The organism is Arthrobacter sp. ISL-48 (genome assembly GCF_018613805.1).
In the GTDB taxonomy this organism is placed as follows: Bacteria; Actinomycetota; Actinomycetes; order Actinomycetales; family Micrococcaceae; genus Arthrobacter.
Genome location: NZ_JAGGPL010000022.1, coordinates 1 through 21,266, shown reverse-complemented (window position 1 = coordinate 21,266; position 21,266 = coordinate 1). Strand labels below are relative to the sequence as shown.

The window sequence follows — 21,266 nt, the reverse complement described above, 5'->3', positions numbered from 1 at the left end:
GGCCCTACCCGCCTGCCCGACCGCCCCTGGGCCTACGATGTCCCAGCCTGCGGACCTCGGTGCCGCCGCCGTTGATGAACCGGGCCATCCTCACAGCGAGCCCTTTGCCTGGACGAATAGGACCCTCATGGAGCTGGCCCGGCACCACAGCAAACTCGATGGATGGAACCGCCGCGGCGAGCTCCCGGCCCGTCTGCGCAAAGTAGGCCGGGCTCCAGCCGCCACTGAGCATCAGAATAGGTGTGGTGAGGGCCGTGAAGTCCTCAAGCTCGGCGTTTGCGTCCAGCACTGCCCGCATCTCTGCGACTGCCGTGGGTAGCAGTTGCCGCATTTCCGCCCCCACAGTGGTTCGCGCGGAGAGGATGCTCAGCATGCGGAGCGCGCCGAGCGGCAGGTAAGAAACCGGACCTGCCGTTGCCAGGCCCCGGACCAGGTGCGCCCAGGCATGGTTGAGCTGACCCGCAGTGACGGCGTCCTCCAGCTCCGGCCGCCATCTGTGATTGAGGCTCCCGGAGAGTGACACGGCAGCGTCATAAGTCACCAACCGGCCAATCGGCAGCGTGCGGGCAGCCTGCAACGCCACAAACCCGCCGTAGCTGTGCGCCACCACGTCCGTGGACCCGGTCTCGCGCATCACCGCTGTCAGGTCGGTAATCTCGGTCTTCACCGAGTAGTCGTCAGGCTGCGGCGCGGAGCCGCCCCGGCCGCGCCGGTTGTAGCAGTGCACCGGCCTGCCCAGAAGGACGCTTAGCTTCCGGGCGAAAGGCCGGTAAAGGGCATCGGTCACCAGAGTGCCGTGGATGAGTACGACGCCGGGAGCACCCCCCGCCGTCCGCTCTCCGTCCGCTGGCGTGCTGGCAGTCCTGCCGGCCGCGGTGGCCGCCGGGCTGAGGAACGAGTGCACCGCCAGGCGCCCGCCGTCGTCCGTTTCCACTGTCCACGTCTCCACAGCCCGAGTCTAAGCCCCACCGGCGGCCGGAAGCCGGTGACGCGAAGTCCCGGTAAACTTGGGGATTGTGACTTCCCAAAACACCCCCGCCTCCAAGAATGCCCCTGAGCCGCTCGACGCCAGCGAACAGATGCGCATCCGCATGGAAAAGCGCGCCAAACTGATTGAACGCGGCACCGAGGCGTACCCGGTGGGTGTGGAGCGCACGCATTCCCTCACCGAGATCCGCGAAAAGTACGCGCACCTTGAGGCCGATGACACCACCGGCGACCTCGTGGGTGTAACGGGCAGGGTGGTGTTTGTCCGCAACACCGGCAAGCTCTGCTTCGCCACTCTGCAGGAAGGCGGAACGGACGGCAAGGGTACCCGGCTGCAGGCCATGCTGAGCCTAGCCAACGTCGGCGAGGAAGCGCTCGCGGACTGGAAGGCACTGGTTGACTTGGGCGACCACGTGTTTATCAAGGGTGAGGTCATCTCCTCACGCCGCGGCGAGCTGTCTGTCATGGCGGAGTCCTGGTCCATGGCCTCCAAGGCCCTGCGTCCGCTTCCGGTGCTGCACGCGGAACTGAACGAGGAAACCCGCGTCCGCCAGCGCTACGTGGACCTGATGGTGCGCGATGAAGCCCGCGAGATGGTCTATACCCGCGCCGCCATCACCCGCTCCATCCGTGAAAGCCTGCACCGTCACAGCTACGTGGAGGTGGAAACCCCCATCCTGCAGCTGGTCCACGGCGGCGCCCTGGCCCGCCCGTTCGAGACGCACATGAACGCGTTCGACCAGAAGATGACCCTCCGCATCGCCACGGAGCTCTACCTCAAGCGCGCCGTGGTGGGCGGGATCGACCGTGTCTACGACATGGGCCGGGTCTTCCGTAATGAAGGCGTGGACTCCACCCACAGCCCCGAATTCACCACCCTTGAGTGTTACGAGGCCTGGGCGGACCAGTTCATCATGGCGGATCGCATCAAGGAAATCATCCTGGACGCCGCGGATGCAGTAGGTGCCGGACGTACCCTGCAGACGGACGCCGGGGAGATCAACCTCGACGGCGACTGGGCCTGGCTGTCGGTCTACCCCGGGCTTTCCGACGCCGTTGGCCAGGAGGTCACTCCGGACACTTCGCTTGAGGTGCTGCGGGGCATCGCCGCAAAGCATGAGGTGAAGGTGGATCCGAAGTGGGACGCCGAGAAACTGGCCGTGGAGCTGTTTGGCGAGATCGTGGAGCCCACGCTGCTGAATCCCACCTTCGTGTACGACTACCCGCCGTCCGCCCAGCCGCTGGCCCGCCCGCACCGTAAGGACGGCCGGCTGATCGAGGCCTGGGACCTCATCATCGGCGGAATGGAGCGTGGCACGGCCTTCTCGGAACTGATCGATCCCGTCATCCAGAGGGAACGGCTCACCGAGCAGTCCCGGCACGCTGCCGAGGGCGATGACGAGGCCATGCAGCTGGATGAGGACTTCCTCCGGGCCCTCGAATACGGTGCTCCTCCCATGGGCGGCATAGGCCTGGGCATCGACAGGCTGGTCATGCTGTTCACCGGTGCCGGCATCAGGGAGACCATCCTCTTTCCGCTCCTTAAGCCTGAAGGGCACTGACCATGGAATATGTCGCCGTACTCCTCCCGTCGCTTGTGGTGGGCCTGCTCTTCTGGTTCGCGATGAAGTCGATCTTCAATGCCGATAAATCGGAGCGGCAGGCGGAAGCGCGAGCCAAGGCAGAAGCAGATGCGCGCAGCGCAGAGCCATCGAACGGCACTGGCACGGATTCCGATTTATAAAACGAAAGAATTTACTGTGAATATCCACAGGAACCATTCGTCGCTTTGACGCGTTGCCATAAAGAGGGTCATACTTTTTACAGGACATCCTGCTTTTACGATTCCCCGCTTTTGTGAAACCCCGTACCTTTCCAAGAGGAAGACAATTTAATGGCACAGAAAGTAAGCATCATCCTCGTAGATGATCTGGATGGGGGAACCGCGGACGAGAATGTCCGTTTTGGCCTCGATGGGGTCAGCTACGAAATTGATCTGTCGGCGCCTAATGCTGCCGAGCTCCGTTCCGCACTTGAGCGGTTTGTGGCCGCTGCCCGTAAGACATCCACGGGCCGCCCTACCCGGACCAAACCGGCTACAGGAGCGCGAGGCAACGATTCCGCGCAGATCCGTCAGTGGGCGCGCGAGAATGGCTACACGGTTAACAGCCGCGGCCGAATTCAGGCCGAAATCCAGGAAGCCTACCAAAAGGCAAATTCGTAGTAGCGGGCTTCCGGACGTCCCTTTAAGCCCTGTCTTCGTCTGTTGGCGAAGGCAGGGCTTTTTTGGCGCAAAGTAGTTTATGCTCGCCCGCCGCTGCGGTGGTATGGAATACCTTCGCGCATTCGCAGCTCCCTGGGGTCGCAGACGACAAAGTCCACGCGAATTTTCCCCACCCGTTTCCAGCCGGTGTGGCCCCGGCGGCGCCAATGGAACACGGCTGCGGCGCCCTGTCCGGGCCCCCGCGGTCTATTCCCGGGCCAGCCACGGTTTCCCCCGTGGCGAACACGCTCCACAATGCCGGGTCCGCCACGTAGCATCAAAGTACGTCGTAGCTAGGAGTGTGGCGAAATGTTTGAGCGATTTACGGACCGTGCCCGTCGCGTAGTTGTGCTTGCCCAAGAAGAGGCACGCATGCTGAACCACAATTACATTGGAACCGAACACATCCTGTTGGGTCTGATCCATGAGGGTGAGGGCGTTGCCGCCAAGGCCCTCGAGTCCTTGAGCATCTCGCTCGACGGCGTCCGCGAGCAGGTGCAGGAGATTATCGGTCAGGGCCAGCAGGCCCCGTCCGGTCACATCCCCTTCACGCCCCGCGCCAAGAAGGTCCTGGAGCTCTCGCTGCGCGAGGCCCTCCAGCTGGGCCACAACTACATCGGCACGGAGCACATCCTGCTGGGACTCATCCGCGAGGGTGAAGGTGTTGCCGCCCAGGTGCTGGTTAAGCTCGGCGCAGACCTCAACCGCGTCCGCCAGCAGGTCATCCAGCTCCTCTCCGGCTACCAGGGCAAGGAAACCACCGGCGCCGGCGTCGGCTCAAGCCAGCCCGAAGGCACGCCCGCCGGTTCCGTGGTCCTGGACCAGTTCGGCCGCAACCTGACCCAGGCTGCGCGTGAGAACAAACTGGACCCGGTGATCGGACGCGAATCCGAGATGGAACGCGTCATGCAGGTCCTTTCCCGCCGCACCAAGAACAACCCGGTGCTGATCGGCGAGCCCGGCGTCGGCAAAACCGCCGTCGTCGAAGGCCTGGCCCAGGCGATCGTGCGTGGGGACGTCCCGGAGACTATCAAGGACAAGCAGCTGTACACCTTGGACCTCGGTTCCCTGGTGGCCGGCTCCCGGTACCGCGGTGACTTCGAAGAGCGCCTGAAGAAGGTCCTCAAGGAAATCCGCACCCGCGGCGACATCATCCTTTTCATCGACGAGATCCACACCCTCGTGGGTGCCGGAGCCGCCGAAGGTGCCATCGACGCCGCGTCCATCCTGAAGCCCATGCTGGCCCGCGGTGAACTGCAGACCATCGGTGCCACCACGCTGGACGAGTACCGCAAGCACATCGAGAAGGACGCCGCGCTGGAGCGCCGCTTCCAGCCGATCCAGGTCAAGGAACCCTCGGTTGCGCACGCGATTGAGATCCTGAAGGGCCTGCGTGACCGCTACGAGGCACACCACCGCGTCACCATCACCGACGGCGCCCTCGCCTCGGCCGCGAACCTCTCCGAACGCTATATCTCGGACCGCTTCCTGCCGGACAAGGCGATCGACCTGATCGATGAAGCCGGTGCACGGCTGCGGATCCGCCGGATGACTGCCCCGCCGGAGCTGAAGGCCATGGACGAGCGGATCGCCCAGCTCAAGATGGAGAAGGAATCCGCCATCGACGCGCAGGACTTCGAAGGCGCAGCTTCGCTCCGGGACAAGGAGCAGAGGCTCATCACAGAGCGTTCAGAGAAGGAACGTCACTGGAAGTCCGGCGGCATGGACGATATTTCCGAGGTGGATGAGGATCTCATCGCCGAGGTATTGGCCAACTCCACGGGTATCCCGGTGTTCAAGCTGACCGAGGAGGAGTCCTCGCGCCTGCTGAAGATGGAAGACGAACTGCACAAGCGCGTGGTCGGCCAGAACGAGGCCATCAGGTCCCTGTCCCAAGCGATCCGCCGCACGCGTGCAGGCCTGAAGGACCCGAAGCGTCCCGGTGGTTCGTTCATCTTCGCCGGCCCCACGGGCGTCGGCAAGACCGAGCTGGCCAAGGCGCTTGCCGAGTTCCTGTTCGGTGAAGAGGACGCCCTGATCACCCTGGACATGTCCGAGTACTCGGAGAAGCACACGGTCTCGCGCCTCTTCGGTGCGCCTCCGGGCTACGTCGGCTACGAGGAAGGCGGGCAGCTGACCGAGAAGGTCCGGCGCCGTCCGTTCTCCGTGGTCCTGTTCGACGAAGTGGAGAAGGCCCACGCGGACCTCTTCAACTCGCTCCTGCAGATCCTGGAAGACGGCCGCCTGACCGACTCCCAGGGACGTGTGGTGGACTTCAAGAACACCGTTATCATCATGACCACCAACCTAGGTACCCGGGACATCTCCAAGAGCGTTGCGACCGGCTTCCAGTCGGGCACGGACACGCAGACCGGCTACAACCGGATGCGCGCCCGGGTCACGGAGGAGCTCAAGCAGCACTTCCGCCCCGAGTTCCTGAACCGTGTGGATGACGTCGTGGTGTTCCCGCAGCTCACCCAGGACGAGATCATCGAGATCGTGGACATGTTCGTCGGACGCCTGGAGAAGCGCCTCAAGGACAAGGACATGGGCATCGAGCTCACTACCGCGGCCAAGGTTCTCCTGGCAACACGCGGCTACGATCCCGCCATGGGTGCCCGGCCGCTCCGCCGCACCATCCAGCGCGAGATTGAGGACCAGCTCTCCGAGAAGATCCTGTTCGGCGAGATCCACTCCGGTGACATCGTTGTGGTGGACGTCGACGGTGAAGGCGACGACGCCAAGTTCACGTTCGCCGGCAACGCCAAGCCGCGCATTCCGGAAATCGCACCAAGCGTCTAGACGCTTCTGGACCGCCAAGGCCCCGCCCGCTCCCGAAAGGGAACAGGCGGGGCTTTCGCCTTTTTCGGCGCATGCGTGGCCCGTGACCGCATAGACGGTTGTGGGCAGCACCGTTCGTGCGGTTCCGGGCTGCTTGTGCCAGAGGCGCCGCGCCTACCGGGTTGTGGGGCATAAACCGTGTTGAATCGGGGCATGGCAACCGATGACCCGGCGATCCTGGGCGAGCAACCTGAAACCCCCTTCCACAATCTTGACCACTACCTCGCCATCCCGCGGGTGAGCGGCCTGGCCTTGAGTCCCGACGGCCGCAGGTTGGTGACCACCGTGTCCACGCTCAACGGCAAGGGCACTGACTTCGCCACTGCGCTGTGGGAGGGCCATTGTCACCCACGCCAGCCTGTGGGCACTGGACCAGTTCGGCCCCACCACGGATGCCTCACAATACTGGCTCAAGGAAATGACCGAACAGATGGCGACGGACAATTCGCCGCACCTGCATGTGGAGAAGATCAGCACACCCATGCTGGTAATCCACGGTGACAAGGACTACAGGGTGCCCATCGGCGAGGGGCTGCGGCTCTGGTATGAGCTGCTGTCCAGGTCCCGGCTGGCGGCTGACCAGGACGGCCAGACCCCGCACCGTTTCCTGTACTTCCCGGATGAGAACCACTGGGTCCTGCAGCCGCAGCACGCCAAGGTCTGGTACGGGGTGGTGGAGAGCTTCCTGGCCAGGAATGTGCTGGATGAGGAGCTGCCCGTTCCTGCTGAACTGGGTCTTTAGTACTGCCCTCGCCTCGTAGGATGGATTCTGTGACCGACTCAGACTCCTTCCAGATCCGTCCTGCCCGCACCAGCGATGTTCCCGCCATTAAGAGACTGGTGGCCCCGCTGGCAGAGCAGAGGATCCTCATGGCCAAGGAGACGGTTGCCTACTACGAAAGCCTGCAGGAGTTCCGGATCGCCGAATCCGACGACGGCGAAGTCATCGGCTGCGGCGCCCTTCACGTGATGTGGGAGGACCTGGCCGAGGTGCGCACCCTTGCTGCGTCAGATGCCTGGCGCGGGAAGGGGGTGGGCCATGTCCTGGTGGAAAGCCTCGTGGAGGAGGCACGCGCCCTCGGCGTGGCGCGGGTCTTCTGCCTTACGTTCGAGGTGGACTTCTTCAAGCGCCACGGCTTCGAGGTCATGGCTGACCAGACGGCGGTGGACCCGATGGTCTACTCGGAACTCCTTCGCTCCCATGACGAAGGTGTGGCCGAGTTCCTGGACCTGGCTCGCGTCAAGCCCAATACATTGGGCAATACCCGCATGATCAAGTTCCTCTGAGGAGAATCCCCGCCACACCATCAACTGGGTGAAGGCGGCCCCTCCAAGGCGGCGGCGCACGCACCGAGGGCCTGGCCAAGCGCCGCCGTCTCGTGTTCTGTGAGCCCGGAGAGCATCCGTGTTTCGACGTCGTCGACCAAAGCCTGCGCGTGGCCGAGCAGTTCCGCTCCGGCGGAGGTCAGAACCGCAGGCAAGGACCGGACCGGATTTTATCTCGTTGCAAGTTCGCGATCTCGAGAGGGCGGCCACGTTCTACGAGTCCGTCCTGGGGTTGACCAGGGCAGAGGCCTCACCACCGCACGCGGTGGTTTTCAACACCTCTCCCATCCCTTTTGCCGTCCGTGACGCCGTGCCTGGCATTGATCTTGACTCGACCCCGCGGCCCGGACTTGGCATGGGACTCTGGTTCCACGATCCGGACACGGCAGGGCTTCACACCGCCGTCGTCAGGGCCGGGGCGCAAGTGGTGCAGGAGCCCTTCGAGGGACCCTTCGGGACCACCTTCACCTTCCTCGACCCGGAGGGATACGCGATCACAGTGCACGATCGCCAGTGAGCTCGGGCTTCGCACACTGACCATGGCATGTGGTCCGGAGCTTCCGCCGTCCCCGTGGCGGTAGTAGGGTCAAAGTGACATCCTCCAGGAAGCACCCACAGCCAGGAGCTCCGCCATGAAAAAACTCATCAATGATCCCCGTTCAGTGGTTGACGAGTCGGTGGAGGGCTTCGGCCTGGTCCACGCGGACCTCGTCACCGTCAGTGCAGATCCCACGTTCATCACCCGCAAGGACGCGCCGGTGGAAGGAAAGGTGGGGCTGGTCTCCGGAGGCGGAAGCGGGCATGAACCCCTCCACGCCGGCTTTGTCGGGATGGGAATGCTCGACGCCGCGGTGCCTGGGGCAGTGTTCACCTCACCGACGCCGGACCAGATCCTTCCGGCGACGCTCGCCGTCAACTCAGGCGCCGGGGTCGTGCACATCGTGAAGAACTACACCGGTGACGTCCTGAACTTCGAAACGGCGGGCGAGTTGGCGCAGGCGGAAGGGGTGGAGGTCCGCACGGTGCTGGTGAATGACGACGTCGCGGTCGAGGACTCGCTGTACACCGCCGGGCGGCGCGGGGTGGGCGGAACAGTGCTGGTGGAAAAAATTGCCGGCGCCGCCGCCGAACGCGGAGACGGCCTCGACGCGGTTGCCGCGATTGGCGACCGGGTCAACGGCAATGTCCGCACGATGGGCGTCGCGCTCTCGGCCTGCACCGTGCCGCACGCCGGCACGCCCAGCTTCGACCTGGAGGACAACGAGATCGAAATCGGCATTGGCATCCACGGCGAGCCGGGCCGGCACCGGATCCAGATGGAGAACGCGAACGGCATCACGGACCGCCTGCTGGAACCGGTACTCGGCGACCTGGGCATCGCGTCGGGCGACAAAGTGCTGCTGTTCGTCAACGGGATGGGCGGCACGCCCCTGAGTGAGCTTTACATCGTCTATCGGCGGGCGGCGCAGGTGATTGCGGACAGGGGTGCAACGGTGGAGCGCTCGCTGGTGGGAAATTACATCACCGCCCTGGAAATGCAGGGCTGCTCCATTTCCGTGCTGCGCCTGGACGACGAGCTGACGCAGCTTTGGGATGCCCCCGTCCACACGGCTGCACTGCGTTGGGGCGTGTAGCCATGATGCTGGACGTGAAGTGGGCCGTGAAATGGTTGACGATGTGCGCGCAGGCCATGGCGGAGCACCGGGTCGAGCTCATTGAACTGGACCGCGCCATCGGGGACTCGGACCATGGCGAGAACATGGACCGCGGCTTCCAGGCAGTCCTGGACAAGCTGGCCGAAGCTCCGCCTGAAACTCCCGGCGCGGCCCTCAAATTGACGGCGATGACCCTCATGTCCAAGGTGGGCGGGGCAGCAGGCCCTCTGTACGGCACGGCATTCCTCCGCGCGTCCACTTTTCTGGGTGACGCCGCCGAGGTGGATCCCGCGGCGCTCGCCGGAGCGCTGCTGGCTGCACGTGACGGCATCGTGGCCAGGGGCAAGGCAGAGTCGGGCGACAAAACCATGGTGGATGCGTGGACACCCGCCGCCGAGGCGGCCCAGGCCGTTGCCGCCGGCGGAAGCGGCAACGTCCTCGCTGTGCTGGTCGCCGCCGCGGAGGCCGCCGAGGCAGGTGCCGTGGCGACCGATCCGCTGGTGGCCCGCAAGGGCCGGGCGAGCTACCTGGGGGAGCGGAGCGCGGGCCACCGTGACCCCGGCGCCGCTTCCAGCGCTCTGATCCTCCGCGCTGCCGCCGGGGCCGCGGCGTGACCGTCCGTATCGTGGTGGTGTCGCATAGCGAAAAGATAGCCGACGGCGCCGTCGAGCTTGCTGCCCAGATGGCGCCCGACGTCGTGATCCTTGCAGCCGGGGGCACCCCTGACGGCCGGATCGGCACGAGTCTGGAGAAGGTTATGTCTGCGCTGGACCAGGCTTCGGGAGGGGACGGCGTGGTGGTCCTGACGGATCTTGGTTCGGCCGTGATGACCGCAGAGTCGGCGATGGAACTGGCGGACGATCCGGCCGAGGTGCTGCTGGCCGATGCGCCCTTGGTGGAGGGTGCGGTGGCCGCCGCCGTCGCGGCCCAGGGCGGGGCAGACGCGGAGGCCGTTAAGCGCGCCGCCGAGGCCGCCTACCCCTCAGCCCTTGGCTCCGGAGCCGATCCGGCGCCCGCCAGTACTGTCTCGGAAGGCTCTGTCACTGGTGGCGGCCCGGAGTTCACTGGAGATTTTGAGCTGATCAACCAGGCCGGCATGCATGCCCGCCCGGCTGCCAAGATCGCGGGCGGCATCTCCTCCCTGGACGCAGAGGTAAAGGTTAACGGGGTGGACGGTGCCTCAATGACCGGGCTGATGACATTGGCGGCGGGGAAAGGATCAGTACTCCACGTGGAGGCCTGGGGTGCTGACGCCGAGCGCGCCGTGAACTACGTGGGCGGGCTGGTGCAGGCGGGCTTCGGCGAACCGTAGAGTTGATTCCGGGTTGCTTACGCCAGGCTTGGCCGGACCGAAACGAGGTCATCTCATGACTACGCGGGCTGAAGATGTCGGCTTCCGTTCCGAGCGGGGCCCGGTCCTCATCGCCCTGATGCTGTCGAGCGGCCTCGTCGCCATAGACGCCACGATCGTCGCCACGGCAGTGCCGTCGATAGTGCGTGACATTGGCGGGTTCTCGTCCTTCCCGTGGCTCTTTTCCGCATACCTGCTTGCCCAGGCCGTCTCCGTGCCGGTTTACGCGAAACTTTCCGACATGGCAGGCCGCAAACCGATTATCCTCACGGGAATCGGCCTGTTCCTCCTTGGCTCCATTCTGTGCGGATTGGCATGGAGCATGCCGGCGCTCATCGCGTTCCGTGTGGTGCAAGGCCTGGGCGCCGGAGCAGTCCTGCCTGTTGCCATAACCATCGCCGGTGACATCTACTCCGTGGCCGAGCGTGCAAAGGTGCAGGGCTATCTGGCCAGCGTATGGGCGGTCTCGTCCGTCGTCGGTCCCACGCTCGGCGGGGTGTTCTCCTCCCTCGGCATCTGGCGTGGAATCTTCCTCGTCAACGTGCCGCTCTGCCTCCTGGCCGGATGGATGCTGGTTCGGACGTTCCACGAGGACATCGAGCGCACCAAGCACCGCGTGGACTACCTCGGAGCGGTGCTTCTGACCATCTCCTTGAGCTTGCTTATCCTCGGAGCCCTCGAAGGCGGCCAGGCGTGGGCCTGGGACTCGCCAATCAGCATCGCGGCGTTCGCCGTCGGAGCTGTTTTGCTGGCCATCTTCCTCCTGGTAGAGCGGCGGGCGGCCGAGCCTGTCCTGCCGCCGTGGGTCCTGTCGCGGCGCCTGCTCGCCACCACGACCTCTATTTCTTTCGGCGTCGGTTCAGTGATACTCGGCCTCACCTCGTACGTTCCGACGTTCCTGCAAGGAGCCGTTGCGACCTCCCCGGTTATCGCCGGGCTTTCACTCGCTGCGCTGACGATCGGGTGGCCGATCAGTGCTTCCCAGTCCGGACGCTTCTATCTTCGGCTCGGGTTCAGGACCACCGCTTTGATCGGAATCTCGGTCACGGTCGTCGGCTCCCTGATCCTTGCCTTCACCGCCTACACACCCAACCCCGTGTTCGTCGCTGCCAGCTGCTTCATCGTCGGACTCGGCCTCGGTCTTGTTGCAACGCCCACCCTCATCGCCGCCCAGTCCAGCGTTGAATGGAACGAACGCGGGGTAGTCACGGGCGCCAACCTCTTCGCGCGGTCCATCGGCAGCGCCCTGGGCGTAGCCGTATTCGGCGCGGTAGCAAATGCTATCTACGCGGGCGTTCCCGATGGCCACACAAACCCGCATGCCGTTGTGGCCGCCTCCACCGCCGTGTTCCTGGCCGTAGTGTTGGCTGCCGTACTCACCGTCGCGGCGGTGCTCGCCATGCCGTCCGTGGTGCGTGAATCCGCCTCCGGCCAGGCCGACGTCCATGCGCCTTCTGCCGGGACAGCTCCGCCCGCAGATCCCTAAGGGCGGGGCGCACCGATGGCCGGCAAGGGCAACGACGTCGCGGAATCGGCGCGAACTGGCAGCAGATGACCTGAAAAAGCAGTTTTGAGGGCATCTGCTGCCAGTTCGGGCCTTGCGGGTGGCTCAGGCCCGCTGGTTCAGAGCGGGCGATTTCAAGGCGGCTGGCTTAGCCCTGGCCGCAGAACTTCTGGTAGGTGCTGCCGGCCTCTTGGTAGCCGTCCTGGAGTGTGCTGAGCTTTTCGGCGTCCGGGGTCTCTTTCGCGGATTCGTCAGTGAACTCGATGATCGACTGCAGCGCTGCCTTCAAGTCATCCGAGGCTACGGCCTCGATTGGCCGGATCTGGTTGGCGAGGCGGGTCATCCCGGTCTTGCCAATGGCGTTGGCGGGGCTCGATACCGCGATCTTGATCCGGTCACAGGTTTCCGCCGTGGACAGCTTGGTCTCCGCGGCGCAGGCCGACGCGGAGAGGATGAGCCCGGTGGCGAGCAGGGCCGTAGTGAGTTTCTTCATGGTTCCCTCAGTAGTAGATCGACGGTTTCATCCTACGTTGCCGGAAAATGGCCCGATTAGGAAACGTCACGCAGCCCTCCGGCGTCGAGCTTCACTGAGGCGGTCACAAACCTGCCACACTGTTCGCCGTACGGGTAGGCACCGCGGGGCCGGAAATCCAGGGTGCGCACCGGCAGGGCCGCTCCGTCAGGCGCTGTTCCGGTGGCCGTCAGCGCCATGGGCGCTTCTGTGAGGGTGTCGAGCATCAGCATCCCCATCATGGTCCCGTCCGGCGAAACGGTGGCGGAGCAAATTCCGTCCGGCCTGCAGCCCTGGTCCACGGATACAGAGCCTGGGAAGAGTTCCAACTCCGCTTCCTTGCAGGCGCCGTCCTGGCAAGCCTTCAGGCGAAGCGTCTTCACGTGGGGAACATAGTCCCGTGCCACCGCCACGGACACCACCGACGCCTGAGCGATCGCCGGGCATGGCGCTGCGTAGGGATAGCAGGCAGAGGTGAGTAGCGCCGTCGTGGTTAGTGTCAGCAATACCCCGGGCTTGCCCATACTTAAGCGTAGGGCCGGCTATGGCTGAGCCCCGCGGGCGCCAGGGAAGTGATGTAAACATTGTTATGCCCCCGCGCCAAAGACTGCCGGAATGAGACCCGGGATCAGGCGGGAAGCTGGTAGCCGCCGTGGTGAAGTTCTGCGAGGCCATCGCTGAGCAGCCCGGCCAAGGCACGCTCCAGCTGCTCGGGCGCCGAATTCAGCCGGTGAAGCGCAGACAGCGGCACGCCGATTCCCTCAGCCCTGAAGCCAAGGTCCGCAGGCTCCTGGTGGAACATCTCCGGCTGCACTGGCGTGTCCGCGAGCCGCAGCACAGCCAGCACGGCTCCGCGGACCTGGCGGTCGGTGCCGTGCCAGGCCTGCCCTTTAGGGGTGTACGACGGCGGCGGCTCACCTGCCGCCAGCCACGCGCAGGCGTCACGGACGGGGCAGGCGGCGCACTTCGGCGCCCGCGCCGTGCATACCAGCGCCCCCAGCTCCATCACAGCTGCGTTCCACCGGACGGAGGTCTGGGTGTCATGCGGCAACAGCTCCGCCGCGAGCCGCATCTCTGAGGCGGTCAGCGACGGCGACGGAAGGGCGACGCCGGAAATGAGCCGGGCGTGCACGCGCCGGATGTTGGTGTCCACCACCGTTTCCCGGCGTCCGAAGGCAAACGCGGCGACGGCGGCGGCCGTGTAGCTGCCTACGCCCGGGAGGGCCAGCAGCTCCGGGTACGCGTCGGGGACTTTCCCGCCGTGATCGTCCACGATGGCTACCGCAGCAGCATGGAGCCTGAGCGCGCGGCGGGGATAGCCCAGCCTGCCCCAGGAGCGGACCGCCTCGCCGGCAGGTTCACCGGCCAGGGCCGTAGGGTTTGGCCAGCGCGTGAGCCACTCCTCCCAGACGGGCAGGACCCGCACCACCGGGGTCTGCTGGAGCATGATCTCGCTAACCAGCACGCCCCAGGGTGAGCAGTTGGCATCGCGCCAGGGCAGGTCGCGGGCAGTCTCACCGAACCAGTGGACGATCCTGCGATGGAGGGTGTCCAGTGCGGGTCCGGGGCTGCGGGTACTGGCGGGCATGGCTGGGGACTTGGTTGTAGCGTCGATCCCAACACTGTAATTGATGTGCTGCAGTGGACGGGATCCGGGAGCCGGAAAAACTGGATCGGGAGCCCGGGAACAAACCGTGACCATAGCGTTGGCCCGGCATCCGGCGTGGTGGGCCATCAGAGCCCCGGGGGTTCCTTAGCCTAGAAGGATGGGCAGGCAAGGCAATTCACCACGCAAGACAGCATCCAACTCGCGTCCCCGCACAGCTTCCCGCGGAGGTTCCAGCGAAGTGCGGGGGCCAAGCGACGCTGTCTACCGCCGTCGTCGGCTGTTTGTAGGGGCAGCCTTGCTGATAGCGATAGCCGTGGTTTTCAGCGGCTTTGCAGTGGCCGGTGCCTTCAGCGGAAACGCCGAAAAGGTCTCCTCCACCGGTGCTGCTGCTGGTGCGACGGGCACGACTGGCGCCGCCCCTGACACCTCTCCGTCCGCTGGCTCCAGCAGCACGCCGACGGCCAGCAGCACCCCGACGCCGGCGCCCACCCCCACGTGCGACCAGAACCTGGTCACCGTCGCGGCCTCCACCGACAAAGCCGCCTATGGCCCGGAGGAGAATCCGTTGTTGACCCTCAAGGTGACCAACGGTGGGCAGATGCCGTGCGACGTGAACATCGGCACGTCGCAGATGGAGTTTCTGGTGACCAGCGGCTCGGACAGGATTTTCTCGTCGAGGGACTGCCAGGCGAAGAGCGAGGACTTGGTAAAGACCATCCAGCCAGGTGCGAGCGAGACAGCTAATTTCCCCTGGCCGCGGAACCGCACCGTGGAAGGCTGCCAGCCCGTCCAGGCCAAGCCCGGGGCAGGCGGCGCGTACTACGTTTTCACCGCCAAGCTCGGCTCGAAGACCAGCCCTAAGGCCGTATTTAAGCTCAACTGACACTTCCCATCCATTCGACGAGCGAGCTAACGTCAGAAGCGTGATCGAGACACGAGACATTACGTACGACGTCGGCAACGAGACGATGGTGGGGTATCTCGCCAAACCGGAAGGCACGGGATCGTGGCCCGTGGTTCTTCTCGGCCACGACGGAGTTGGTCTCGACGACTATCAGCGTGGTCGAGCCGATGATCTCGCCGAACACGGATATCTGACGTTCGCTATGGACTACCACGGAGGTCGCACCTTCTTCGGGGAGCCTGAAGCAATGCTGAACCGGGTCATGCCCATGATGGCTGACACCGATCGCATGCTCTCGATCGGACGAACTGCGTTGGATGTGCTGCTAGCCGAGCCGGGCGCAGACCCCGGTCAAATCGCCGCAGTCGGCTACGGCGCAGGTGCCCGAATTGTTTTGGAACTTGCCAGAGCAGGAGCCGGCTTCAAGGCCGTAGCCGTCATACACCCTGGTCTCCCGCTCACTCAGTCCGAGGAGTGGGCGGATGCCGACGCGACATACTTACTGTGCACCGGCTCTGACGACCCCCTCTGCACTCCGACCCAGTTGTTGGATCTAGGGAACACCATGCAAAATGCCGGTATCGATTGGCGTGCAAACATCTACGGCGGAGCCCAACATGCGTTCTGGGCGCGCCCGAAGCAGAGCACAGGACCGGGCGATGCGCCCGCCGAACGCACCGTGCCCGGCGTGGGCTATCACGCCACCCACGCGCAGAGGGCGTGGCAGGCAGTACTCGATCTCGTCAGGGGCGGCGACGGCGCGCAGCTGGCATAGCCCAAATGCCGTGGTTGTTGGGGATGCCGGCATTTCGGCCGGGTTGACGACGCTGGGGTGCCGTAGTCTTCCTGCTGGGCATTGAGGTGCCGTACCGGCCACCCCGTTGTCGGGGTGGCCGGCAGTTTCAGTGCGCTGTTGGTGTTAGTGATCCGCTTCTGCGGCAGCCTTCTTGGCGTTTTTCCCGGCGTCCTTCTGGGCGCGCAGAGCCTCCGCGTCGTGCTGTTCCTCGGCTTTTTCCTGGTGGATGACCTCTGCGAAGAGCTTCTCCATCTCCTTGGCCACGCCGGCGGCTGAGGCGGGGTTCTGGCCGGTCACCAGCCGGTCGTCAACCACGACCTTCTCCTCAAAGACATCAGCGGAGACGTGGGTGGCGCCCTGTTCCTCAAGCCGGTCTGCCAAAAAGAACGGGATCACCTTGTCCTTCCCTGCGGCAACCTCCTCGGCGTTGGTAAAGGCGGCCACTTTCCGGCCCTCGACGAGCCGAAGCCCGTTCTCCAATTCCACGTTCAACAGGCCGGCTGGTCCGTGACAGACCGCGCCCACCAAGCCGCCGGCGTTATAGACACTGGCCACCAGGTTCTGCAAGCCTTCGCTGTCCGGGAAGTCCCACATGGTGCCGTGGCCTCCCACGAGGAAAACTCCGTCGTACTGTGCGGGATCAACGACGTCGACGCGGGCAGTGTTGTAGAGACCTGCACGCGTGGTCTCGTCCTCCGTGAAGGCAACCTGGATGGGATCTTCTAAGTCCACCTCGTCGCGCGGTGGCTGGCCGCCCTGGATGGACGCGAAGTCCACGAAATGCCCGGAATCCTTGAAGACCTTCCAGGGATGCGCAGCCTCGGCCACGTTGTAGCCGGTCTTCTCTCCCGTATCGCCGATCTCGGAAACGCTGGTCAGTACCATAAGAATTTTCTTCATGAAGTGCTCCTATCTTCCGACTTCCACCCTACGCCCCGCCCAATTCAGGCCTCCCCTCCGAGTCCTAGAGGTGGTAGTGGTCTGCGCAAGGGTCTGCGGACGATTCCTCTGCCGCGGTCAGATATACCTTGGTCGATAGGATCAAAATCATGACTGATTCCCCTGACCTCGCTCTCCCCTCCGGCTACACCGATCTTCTCGGCGAGCTCAAGAACCGGGTACGAGCTGCGCGGACCCAGGCGATAAGGACTGTTAACAGCCAGCTCATCGCGCTGTACTGGTCCATTGGCCGGACTATCCTGGAACGTCAGGAGGTGGAGAGCTGGGGGAGTGGGGTCATCGGACGGTTGGCGGATGACCTTCGGGCGGAGTTCCCTGAAATGAGAGGCCTTTCGCGTTCAAATGGTCCCGGAGCGTTCTCATGAACATGAACATGATCATGAACAAGACTCTGGAACGGACCGGAGCGGCGCCCTCAAACTTTGTGCAACAGCTTGTTGCACCAGATTCTGAGCTCATCTGATCATGGCCGCTCACTTCTTCAGACCGGGTTTCCGGGGCCTACCGGCGGTGCTTGTCCTGCTGGCCGCGGTCCTCGGCGGCTGCAGTGCGCCTGACGGAACATCTACTGGGTGGGGTCCCTTGCAGCCCTTCGCCCATGAACCGATGAATGAGACGTCGATTGCGGTTCCAGTCGCCAGCGGGGGAGAGGCTGGAACCATCGCCCATTCGCTGAAGCTGGCGGGTTTCTTCTGCGCGCAGGTGAGATCCAACGACACTTCCCGCCAGATCTGGTGCAGAACCTCCCCCTCGGAGAACGGTGATCCAGGCCAGTCGGCAGTTACCCATGTCGACCTTGTCAGCGCCCTTGACGGTCGGCTCCAATATGCCCACATCGGCCTTCCGGATCCGACCGGAATCACCTGGGACCCAGAACAAGCCAAGAGCCTGATGTCGGTCCTTAATGCGTCCGTTCTGTCGCTGTGGCCCGCCGACACGGGACCGGTCAGCGGCGCGGTGGACAAAGTCGCGAACCCAGGAACGGGCCTCGGGAAAGACAGGGACGATCCGAGGCCTCCGGCCCGGGAAAGCATCACAACCGATCACGCCACCTATTCGGTGGGCGAAGGACGGTACTTCGGAGAAGGGATCACCGTCAGCGGGGCGCCCGTGCTGACGCTCACTGTGACAACAAAGGTCGCAAAAGACCGCAGCTGGCCATACGGCGGAGCGCACTACGCAACGACCACGACCGCTGCAGCACCGGGTCTGGAAGCGGGAGGGTTCGACTGCTACGGCCCGGAACAATCCCCGTGCACGCGGCCCGCGGGTAACCAGCAGGTCAATTACACGATCCGGAACGGAACAGACCAGATCCTAACGGCAAGCGTCGGAATGGGTGGAGGCCTCAGCGAACCCGGGCAGGGTCTCACCAGCATCGCCGAATGGGGCTTTCCGCAGGGCCTAACTTTCCTGACACCCACAGTCCGCTCCGCAGTGGAAAGGCAACTCGACCGCGCCCGGCTGACGGGGGAACCGTTCATCGGTATCGTCGAAGGAACCGTCGTGCTGCTCGAGACCCGCCACACTCCACCACAGCCGGACGGGACGTACGCCGTCCGCGTCGACCTCACCATCGGCGCACCGCTCCCCATCATTCCGGGGACCTAGCCAAACCGGCAGCCATATGTTGGAGCCGCGGCTACCTCCGGACGGCGTGAATTGCGTACGCCCGCGGCAGGGGACGCGGAGGACGGGCAGCGCCCTGACATTGCATCCGGCAAGGGGCTAAATAGAACTGCGGCCTCAAATTGTCAGATGCGCTGTTATCGGCGTTCGAAGCGCAAAACTGGCCGCTCGACGAGCTGACGCTTCTCCTTCTGGTCCAGCGTGAGTAGTGCCAGCACGGCTTGGGAGTGGTGGCGTAGGGGTAATTGACATGGTGGTCCGTTCTTGGAGCCAAATTGTTTAAACGCTTGCGCGTCGGATGCTTGACAAACCTTGCGGCATTTAGCCATGTGAGCTGCAACACAAGAAAAGCTTGCGGTCTGGTTGGGTCGTCATCTAGGCTGGGGCAATCGAATCGCTTCGACATCTTCCTGGCCTAGCTGCCCGGTCGCAGAGCTGCGCCGAGCGGCAGCAGCCCGGCGATAAGCCTGCGTCAGGCCAACAGAAGTCCACACGAAGGAGTGCAGATCATGCTTGGAACCAATGCCTCACCGGAACTCAGCGAGTCCCTGAAGGAGCTCGGCCGCACAGGAGTAGGCCGCCGGTCGTTCCTGGGCCTCATGGGTGGTGCCGTGGCCTTTGCCGCACTCCCTGCGCTCACCTCATGTAGCAGCGGCGGTGGGGCCCCGCAGGCCACCACTTCCGCGGGAATGGCCGACGCCACGTCCAAGCTCGTGCCCAGCTACATCCCGCTGGAAACCGTCAAACCGGACATCCCGAGTGTTAACGGAACGGCGCCCGGCTTCACCAGCATCCCCTCAACCTTGGTCAAATCAGTGCAGGGTATTCCGGGCAAAGGCGGAAGCTATACAGTCATGACCCCGGCCTGGTGGGCAATCCCGCCGGCCGACAACAGCTACTACCAGGCCGTGAACGAACGGTTGGGCGCAACGCTGAACTTCCAGGTCAGTGATGGCAACACCTACGGGGACAAGATCCAGACAGTGCTGGCCTCACCTAAGGACGTGCCGGACTGGGTGGTTATCCCGTCCTGGAACCTCCCGCCGCGGTTCGGCCAGGCAGTCAAGGGCCTCTTCACGGACCTTTCCGAGTACCTTGCCGGTGACAAGATCAAGAAGTACCCCAACCTCGCAAATATCCCCACCTCTGCGTGGAAGTACAGCTGTTTCGAAGGCGGGCTGTACGGGCTGCCGTACCCGTCTGGGGGGATCGGGAACGCCTTCTTCTACCGTAAGGACCTGTTCGATGAAATGGGCCTGGAACAGCCAAAGTCCGCCGATGAATACATCGCCGTGGCCAAGGAAATCACGGACCCGGCCAAGAACCGCTGGGGTTCTGACGATGTATGGACTGCCGCGCAGATCATGCACGGTGTGGACAATTGGAAACTGGTGGACGGCAAGCTCCAGAACAGGGTTGAGTCCGACGAATACCGGGCTGCCCTGGAATGGGGTGTGAAACTCTTCGCCTCAGGCGCTGTCCACCCCGATGCTGTGGCCGGCAACACCCAGAAGGCAAAGCAGCGCTTCGAATCCGGCGCCACCCTAATAACCGGCGACGGCATGGGTGGCTGGGGTGAAGCCCTGGGCCGTGTCCTGCCGTCCAACCCCAAGTTCCAGATGCAGCCCATGGACTTCTTTGCCCCTGACGGCGGCAAGCCAACGTTGTTCCGCGGATCACCTGCCGCCATCTTCAGTTTCATCAAGAAAACGGATGATCCAGCCAAGGTTGAGGAAATGCTGGCCTTGGCCAACTTCGCAGCCGCACCCTTCGGTACGGAAGAGAACATGCTGATCAACAACGGCGTTGAAGGCGTCCACTACACCCGCGACGCACAGAACGCTCCGCAGGCCACAGCTAAGGGCAAGGAGGAAGTCACCAGCACGTACGCATTCCTGGTGAACTCCGCCCCGGTGAACAACTCCGTCCAGTACCCCGGCTTCGTGAAGACCAAGACGGACTGGGAAGTCCGCCAGGCCCCGTACGTGGTTGACCCCCTCTTCTACGGCCTGCAGATCCAGGAACCCAGCAAGTTCGGGTCCCTCTCGAAACCCTTCGACGACCTCTCCAAGGACATTCTCCGTGGACGCAAGAGCATGTCGGACCTTGATGCGGCCGTCGCCACCTGGAAGAAGAACGGCGGAGATGAACTTCGTGACTTCTACGCAGGATTCCTGAAGGCCTAGGACGCCGGCACTGTGACGCGTTCTGATTTCTGGTTGCCGCGCTCGGCCAGCAGGCGGATGAGGTCGGTGGTGTTGTGAAGGCCCCTCGCTGCCATGAGTTCAGAAAGCCACCATTTGTATTGGACTTCGCGTCTCACCATTGTCCTCTCATCTGCACGCTTAGGACTTCGTCCATGGTGGGTCCAGGGCCGCCCGAGGGGTGGAGTTGCGGCAGTCGTCGCTGACGAACTGGTAGACCCCCAATAGTGGAGGCGTGTTCGTGGCCCATTTGTTATCACGAATCTAGGATCCCATCCGTCCTCCAGAAGGTGCGTTGCGTCGGAGCGTCGCAGCGAGTGTAGATCCAGGCCATCCATTGGCTCCGGCGGTCCAGTCGAAGATCGTCAGGACGCTGCGGGGTTTGTGAGGGGGGCCCGTGCGGGACTTGCCGAAGCGGACCTTGCAGACCCCTGATTTCCCGGACCTGCGTGCCTGCGGGTTGGTGGCGAAATCGATGGTTTGTAGGTGCCGGAGCTCGTTGAACCTCAGTCCGTCCGAGCACGTGTCGGTGTCGGTCGAAAACTGAGCCATTGTGACGGTTGAAAACTGAGCCACTCATTCCAAACGATTGGGTGGGTGATCACAGTGGAGGATTGGGCGCTTATTCGGCGGTTGCATCTTGCCGAGGGTGAATCGATGAGGTCTATAGCGGCGCGGCTGGGTATTTCGCGGAACACTGTCGCGAAAGCGGTCAGCGCGGACGGT

At 64.0% G+C, this 21,266-nt stretch carries 24 protein-coding genes and 1 pseudogene; 17 read left to right on the top strand and 8 right to left on the bottom strand.

Translation table 11 applies throughout. From position 1 onward, the window contains the following. Positions 1 to 4: 4 nt before the first annotated feature. Positions 5 to 949, bottom strand: coding sequence for an alpha/beta fold hydrolase (locus J7E83_RS18115; RefSeq protein WP_214964990.1), 945 nt, complete (start codon positions 947 to 949; stop codon positions 5 to 7). Between the two features lie 67 nt (positions 950 to 1,016). Here J7E83_RS18115 and lysS point away from each other — a divergent pair, with 67 nt between their 5' ends. The 6 genes and pseudogenes from lysS (at position 1,017) to J7E83_RS18085 (ending at position 7,378) form a co-directional block, all read left to right on the top strand. Beyond that, a complete protein-coding gene (gene lysS / locus J7E83_RS18110; RefSeq protein ID WP_214964989.1) occupies positions 1,017 to 2,549 on the top strand; it encodes a lysine--tRNA ligase in 1,533 nt (510 codons plus the stop codon). A gap of 2 nt (positions 2,550 to 2,551) precedes the next feature. Beyond that, the gene (locus J7E83_RS18105; RefSeq protein WP_214964988.1) at positions 2,552 to 2,731 is read left to right on the top strand and encodes a hypothetical protein; all 180 of its coding nucleotides are present in this window, start codon (positions 2,552 to 2,554) and stop codon (positions 2,729 to 2,731) included. A gap of 150 nt (positions 2,732 to 2,881) precedes the next feature. Further along, positions 2,882 to 3,211: an Lsr2 family protein gene (locus tag J7E83_RS18100; RefSeq protein ID WP_214964987.1), complete on the top strand. Its 330-nt coding sequence runs from the start codon at positions 2,882 to 2,884 to the stop codon at positions 3,209 to 3,211. Between the two features lie 348 nt (positions 3,212 to 3,559). After that, positions 3,560 to 6,052 carry an ATP-dependent Clp protease ATP-binding subunit gene (locus J7E83_RS18095; RefSeq protein ID WP_214964985.1) on the top strand — a complete coding sequence of 831 codons (2,493 nt, stop codon included), beginning with the start codon at positions 3,560 to 3,562 and terminating at the stop codon, positions 6,050 to 6,052. A 373-nt stretch (positions 6,053 to 6,425) separates the two neighbouring features. After that, positions 6,426 to 6,833 (top strand): annotated as a pseudogene (locus J7E83_RS18090) (alpha/beta hydrolase family protein); the annotation flags it as partial. Between the two features lie 29 nt (positions 6,834 to 6,862). Next, a complete protein-coding gene (locus J7E83_RS18085) occupies positions 6,863 to 7,378 on the top strand; it encodes an amino-acid N-acetyltransferase (RefSeq protein ID WP_396020572.1) in 516 nt (171 codons plus the stop codon). Between the two features lie 20 nt (positions 7,379 to 7,398). On the opposite strand, the gene J7E83_RS18080 is transcribed toward J7E83_RS18085, so the two are convergent. Continuing rightward, the gene (locus tag J7E83_RS18080) at positions 7,399 to 7,572 is read right to left on the bottom strand and encodes a hypothetical protein (protein ID WP_214965251.1); all 174 of its coding nucleotides are present in this window, start codon (positions 7,570 to 7,572) and stop codon (positions 7,399 to 7,401) included. Positions 7,573 to 7,595: 23 nt separating this feature from the next. Here J7E83_RS18080 and J7E83_RS18075 point away from each other — a divergent pair, with 23 nt between their 5' ends. From J7E83_RS18075 to J7E83_RS18055, 5 genes are all read left to right on the top strand, one after another. Beyond that, the gene (locus J7E83_RS18075) at positions 7,596 to 7,934 is read left to right on the top strand and encodes a VOC family protein (RefSeq protein ID WP_251044075.1); all 339 of its coding nucleotides are present in this window, start codon (positions 7,596 to 7,598) and stop codon (positions 7,932 to 7,934) included. 115 nt (positions 7,935 to 8,049) lie between these two features. After that, a complete protein-coding gene (gene dhaK / locus J7E83_RS18070; protein ID WP_214964981.1) occupies positions 8,050 to 9,051 on the top strand; it encodes a dihydroxyacetone kinase subunit DhaK in 1,002 nt (333 codons plus the stop codon). A gap of 2 nt (positions 9,052 to 9,053) precedes the next feature. Continuing rightward, a complete protein-coding gene (dhaL, locus tag J7E83_RS18065) occupies positions 9,054 to 9,686 on the top strand; it encodes a dihydroxyacetone kinase subunit DhaL (protein WP_214964979.1) in 633 nt (210 codons plus the stop codon). After that, positions 9,683 to 10,384, top strand: coding sequence for a dihydroxyacetone kinase phosphoryl donor subunit DhaM (gene dhaM / locus J7E83_RS18060; protein WP_214964977.1), 702 nt, complete (start codon positions 9,683 to 9,685; stop codon positions 10,382 to 10,384). Before dhaL ends, dhaM begins: the two co-directional genes overlap by 4 nt. Before the next feature lie 55 nt (positions 10,385 to 10,439). Beyond that, a complete protein-coding gene (locus tag J7E83_RS18055; protein ID WP_214964975.1) occupies positions 10,440 to 11,909 on the top strand; it encodes an MFS transporter in 1,470 nt (489 codons plus the stop codon). Positions 11,910 to 12,075: 166 nt separating this feature from the next. Here J7E83_RS18055 and J7E83_RS18050 read toward each other — a convergent pair whose 3' ends face one another. From J7E83_RS18050 to J7E83_RS18040, 3 genes are all read right to left on the bottom strand, one after another. Next, the gene (locus J7E83_RS18050; RefSeq protein ID WP_214964973.1) at positions 12,076 to 12,420 is read right to left on the bottom strand and encodes a hypothetical protein; all 345 of its coding nucleotides are present in this window, start codon (positions 12,418 to 12,420) and stop codon (positions 12,076 to 12,078) included. Positions 12,421 to 12,476: 56 nt separating this feature from the next. Next, a complete protein-coding gene (locus J7E83_RS18045) occupies positions 12,477 to 12,962 on the bottom strand; it encodes a hypothetical protein (RefSeq protein WP_214964971.1) in 486 nt (161 codons plus the stop codon). 104 nt (positions 12,963 to 13,066) lie between these two features. Beyond that, positions 13,067 to 14,026, bottom strand: a complete 960-nt coding sequence (locus J7E83_RS18040) for an A/G-specific adenine glycosylase (RefSeq protein ID WP_214964970.1) — start codon at positions 14,024 to 14,026, stop codon at positions 13,067 to 13,069. A 178-nt stretch (positions 14,027 to 14,204) separates the two neighbouring features. Between J7E83_RS18040 and J7E83_RS18035 the strand changes: the two genes are divergently transcribed. Both J7E83_RS18035 and J7E83_RS18030 read left to right on the top strand, forming a co-directional pair. Continuing rightward, entirely contained in the window at positions 14,205 to 14,930 is a 726-nt protein-coding gene (locus J7E83_RS18035) for a hypothetical protein (RefSeq protein WP_214964969.1), read from the top strand. A gap of 40 nt (positions 14,931 to 14,970) precedes the next feature. Continuing rightward, entirely contained in the window at positions 14,971 to 15,726 is a 756-nt protein-coding gene (locus tag J7E83_RS18030) for a dienelactone hydrolase family protein (protein WP_214964968.1), read from the top strand. 144 nt (positions 15,727 to 15,870) lie between these two features. Here the strand turns inward: J7E83_RS18030 and J7E83_RS18025 are convergent, their stop codons facing one another. After that, positions 15,871 to 16,647 (bottom strand): type 1 glutamine amidotransferase domain-containing protein, encoded by a 777-nt coding sequence (locus J7E83_RS18025; RefSeq protein ID WP_214964967.1) that lies wholly within the window; start codon positions 16,645 to 16,647, stop codon positions 15,871 to 15,873. Between the two features lie 149 nt (positions 16,648 to 16,796). Here J7E83_RS18025 and J7E83_RS18020 point away from each other — a divergent pair, with 149 nt between their 5' ends. The 3 genes from J7E83_RS18020 to J7E83_RS18010 all read left to right on the top strand — a co-directional run bounded on the left by J7E83_RS18020 (position 16,797) and on the right by J7E83_RS18010 (position 20,522). Next, on the top strand, positions 16,797 to 17,072 hold the full coding sequence (locus tag J7E83_RS18020; protein WP_251044074.1) for a DUF1016 N-terminal domain-containing protein: 276 nt from the start codon (positions 16,797 to 16,799) through the stop codon (positions 17,070 to 17,072). A gap of 241 nt (positions 17,073 to 17,313) precedes the next feature. Continuing rightward, the gene (locus J7E83_RS18015) at positions 17,314 to 18,318 is read left to right on the top strand and encodes a hypothetical protein (protein WP_214964966.1); all 1,005 of its coding nucleotides are present in this window, start codon (positions 17,314 to 17,316) and stop codon (positions 18,316 to 18,318) included. A 527-nt stretch (positions 18,319 to 18,845) separates the two neighbouring features. Continuing rightward, entirely contained in the window at positions 18,846 to 20,522 is a 1,677-nt protein-coding gene (locus J7E83_RS18010; protein ID WP_214964965.1) for an extracellular solute-binding protein, read from the top strand. Here J7E83_RS18010 and J7E83_RS18005 read toward each other — a convergent pair. Next, positions 20,519 to 20,662 (bottom strand): hypothetical protein, encoded by a 144-nt coding sequence (locus tag J7E83_RS18005; RefSeq protein ID WP_251044073.1) that lies wholly within the window; start codon positions 20,660 to 20,662, stop codon positions 20,519 to 20,521. The genes J7E83_RS18010 and J7E83_RS18005 overlap by 4 nt on opposite strands. 142 nt (positions 20,663 to 20,804) lie before the next feature. Then, entirely contained in the window at positions 20,805 to 21,092 is a 288-nt protein-coding gene (locus J7E83_RS18000; RefSeq protein ID WP_214964964.1) for a hypothetical protein, read from the bottom strand. A 54-nt stretch (positions 21,093 to 21,146) separates the two neighbouring features. Between J7E83_RS18000 and J7E83_RS17995 the strand changes: the two genes are divergently transcribed. Beyond that, on the top strand, positions 21,147 to 21,266 hold a 120-nt coding region (locus J7E83_RS17995; protein WP_311379800.1), incomplete at its 3' end, for a helix-turn-helix domain-containing protein.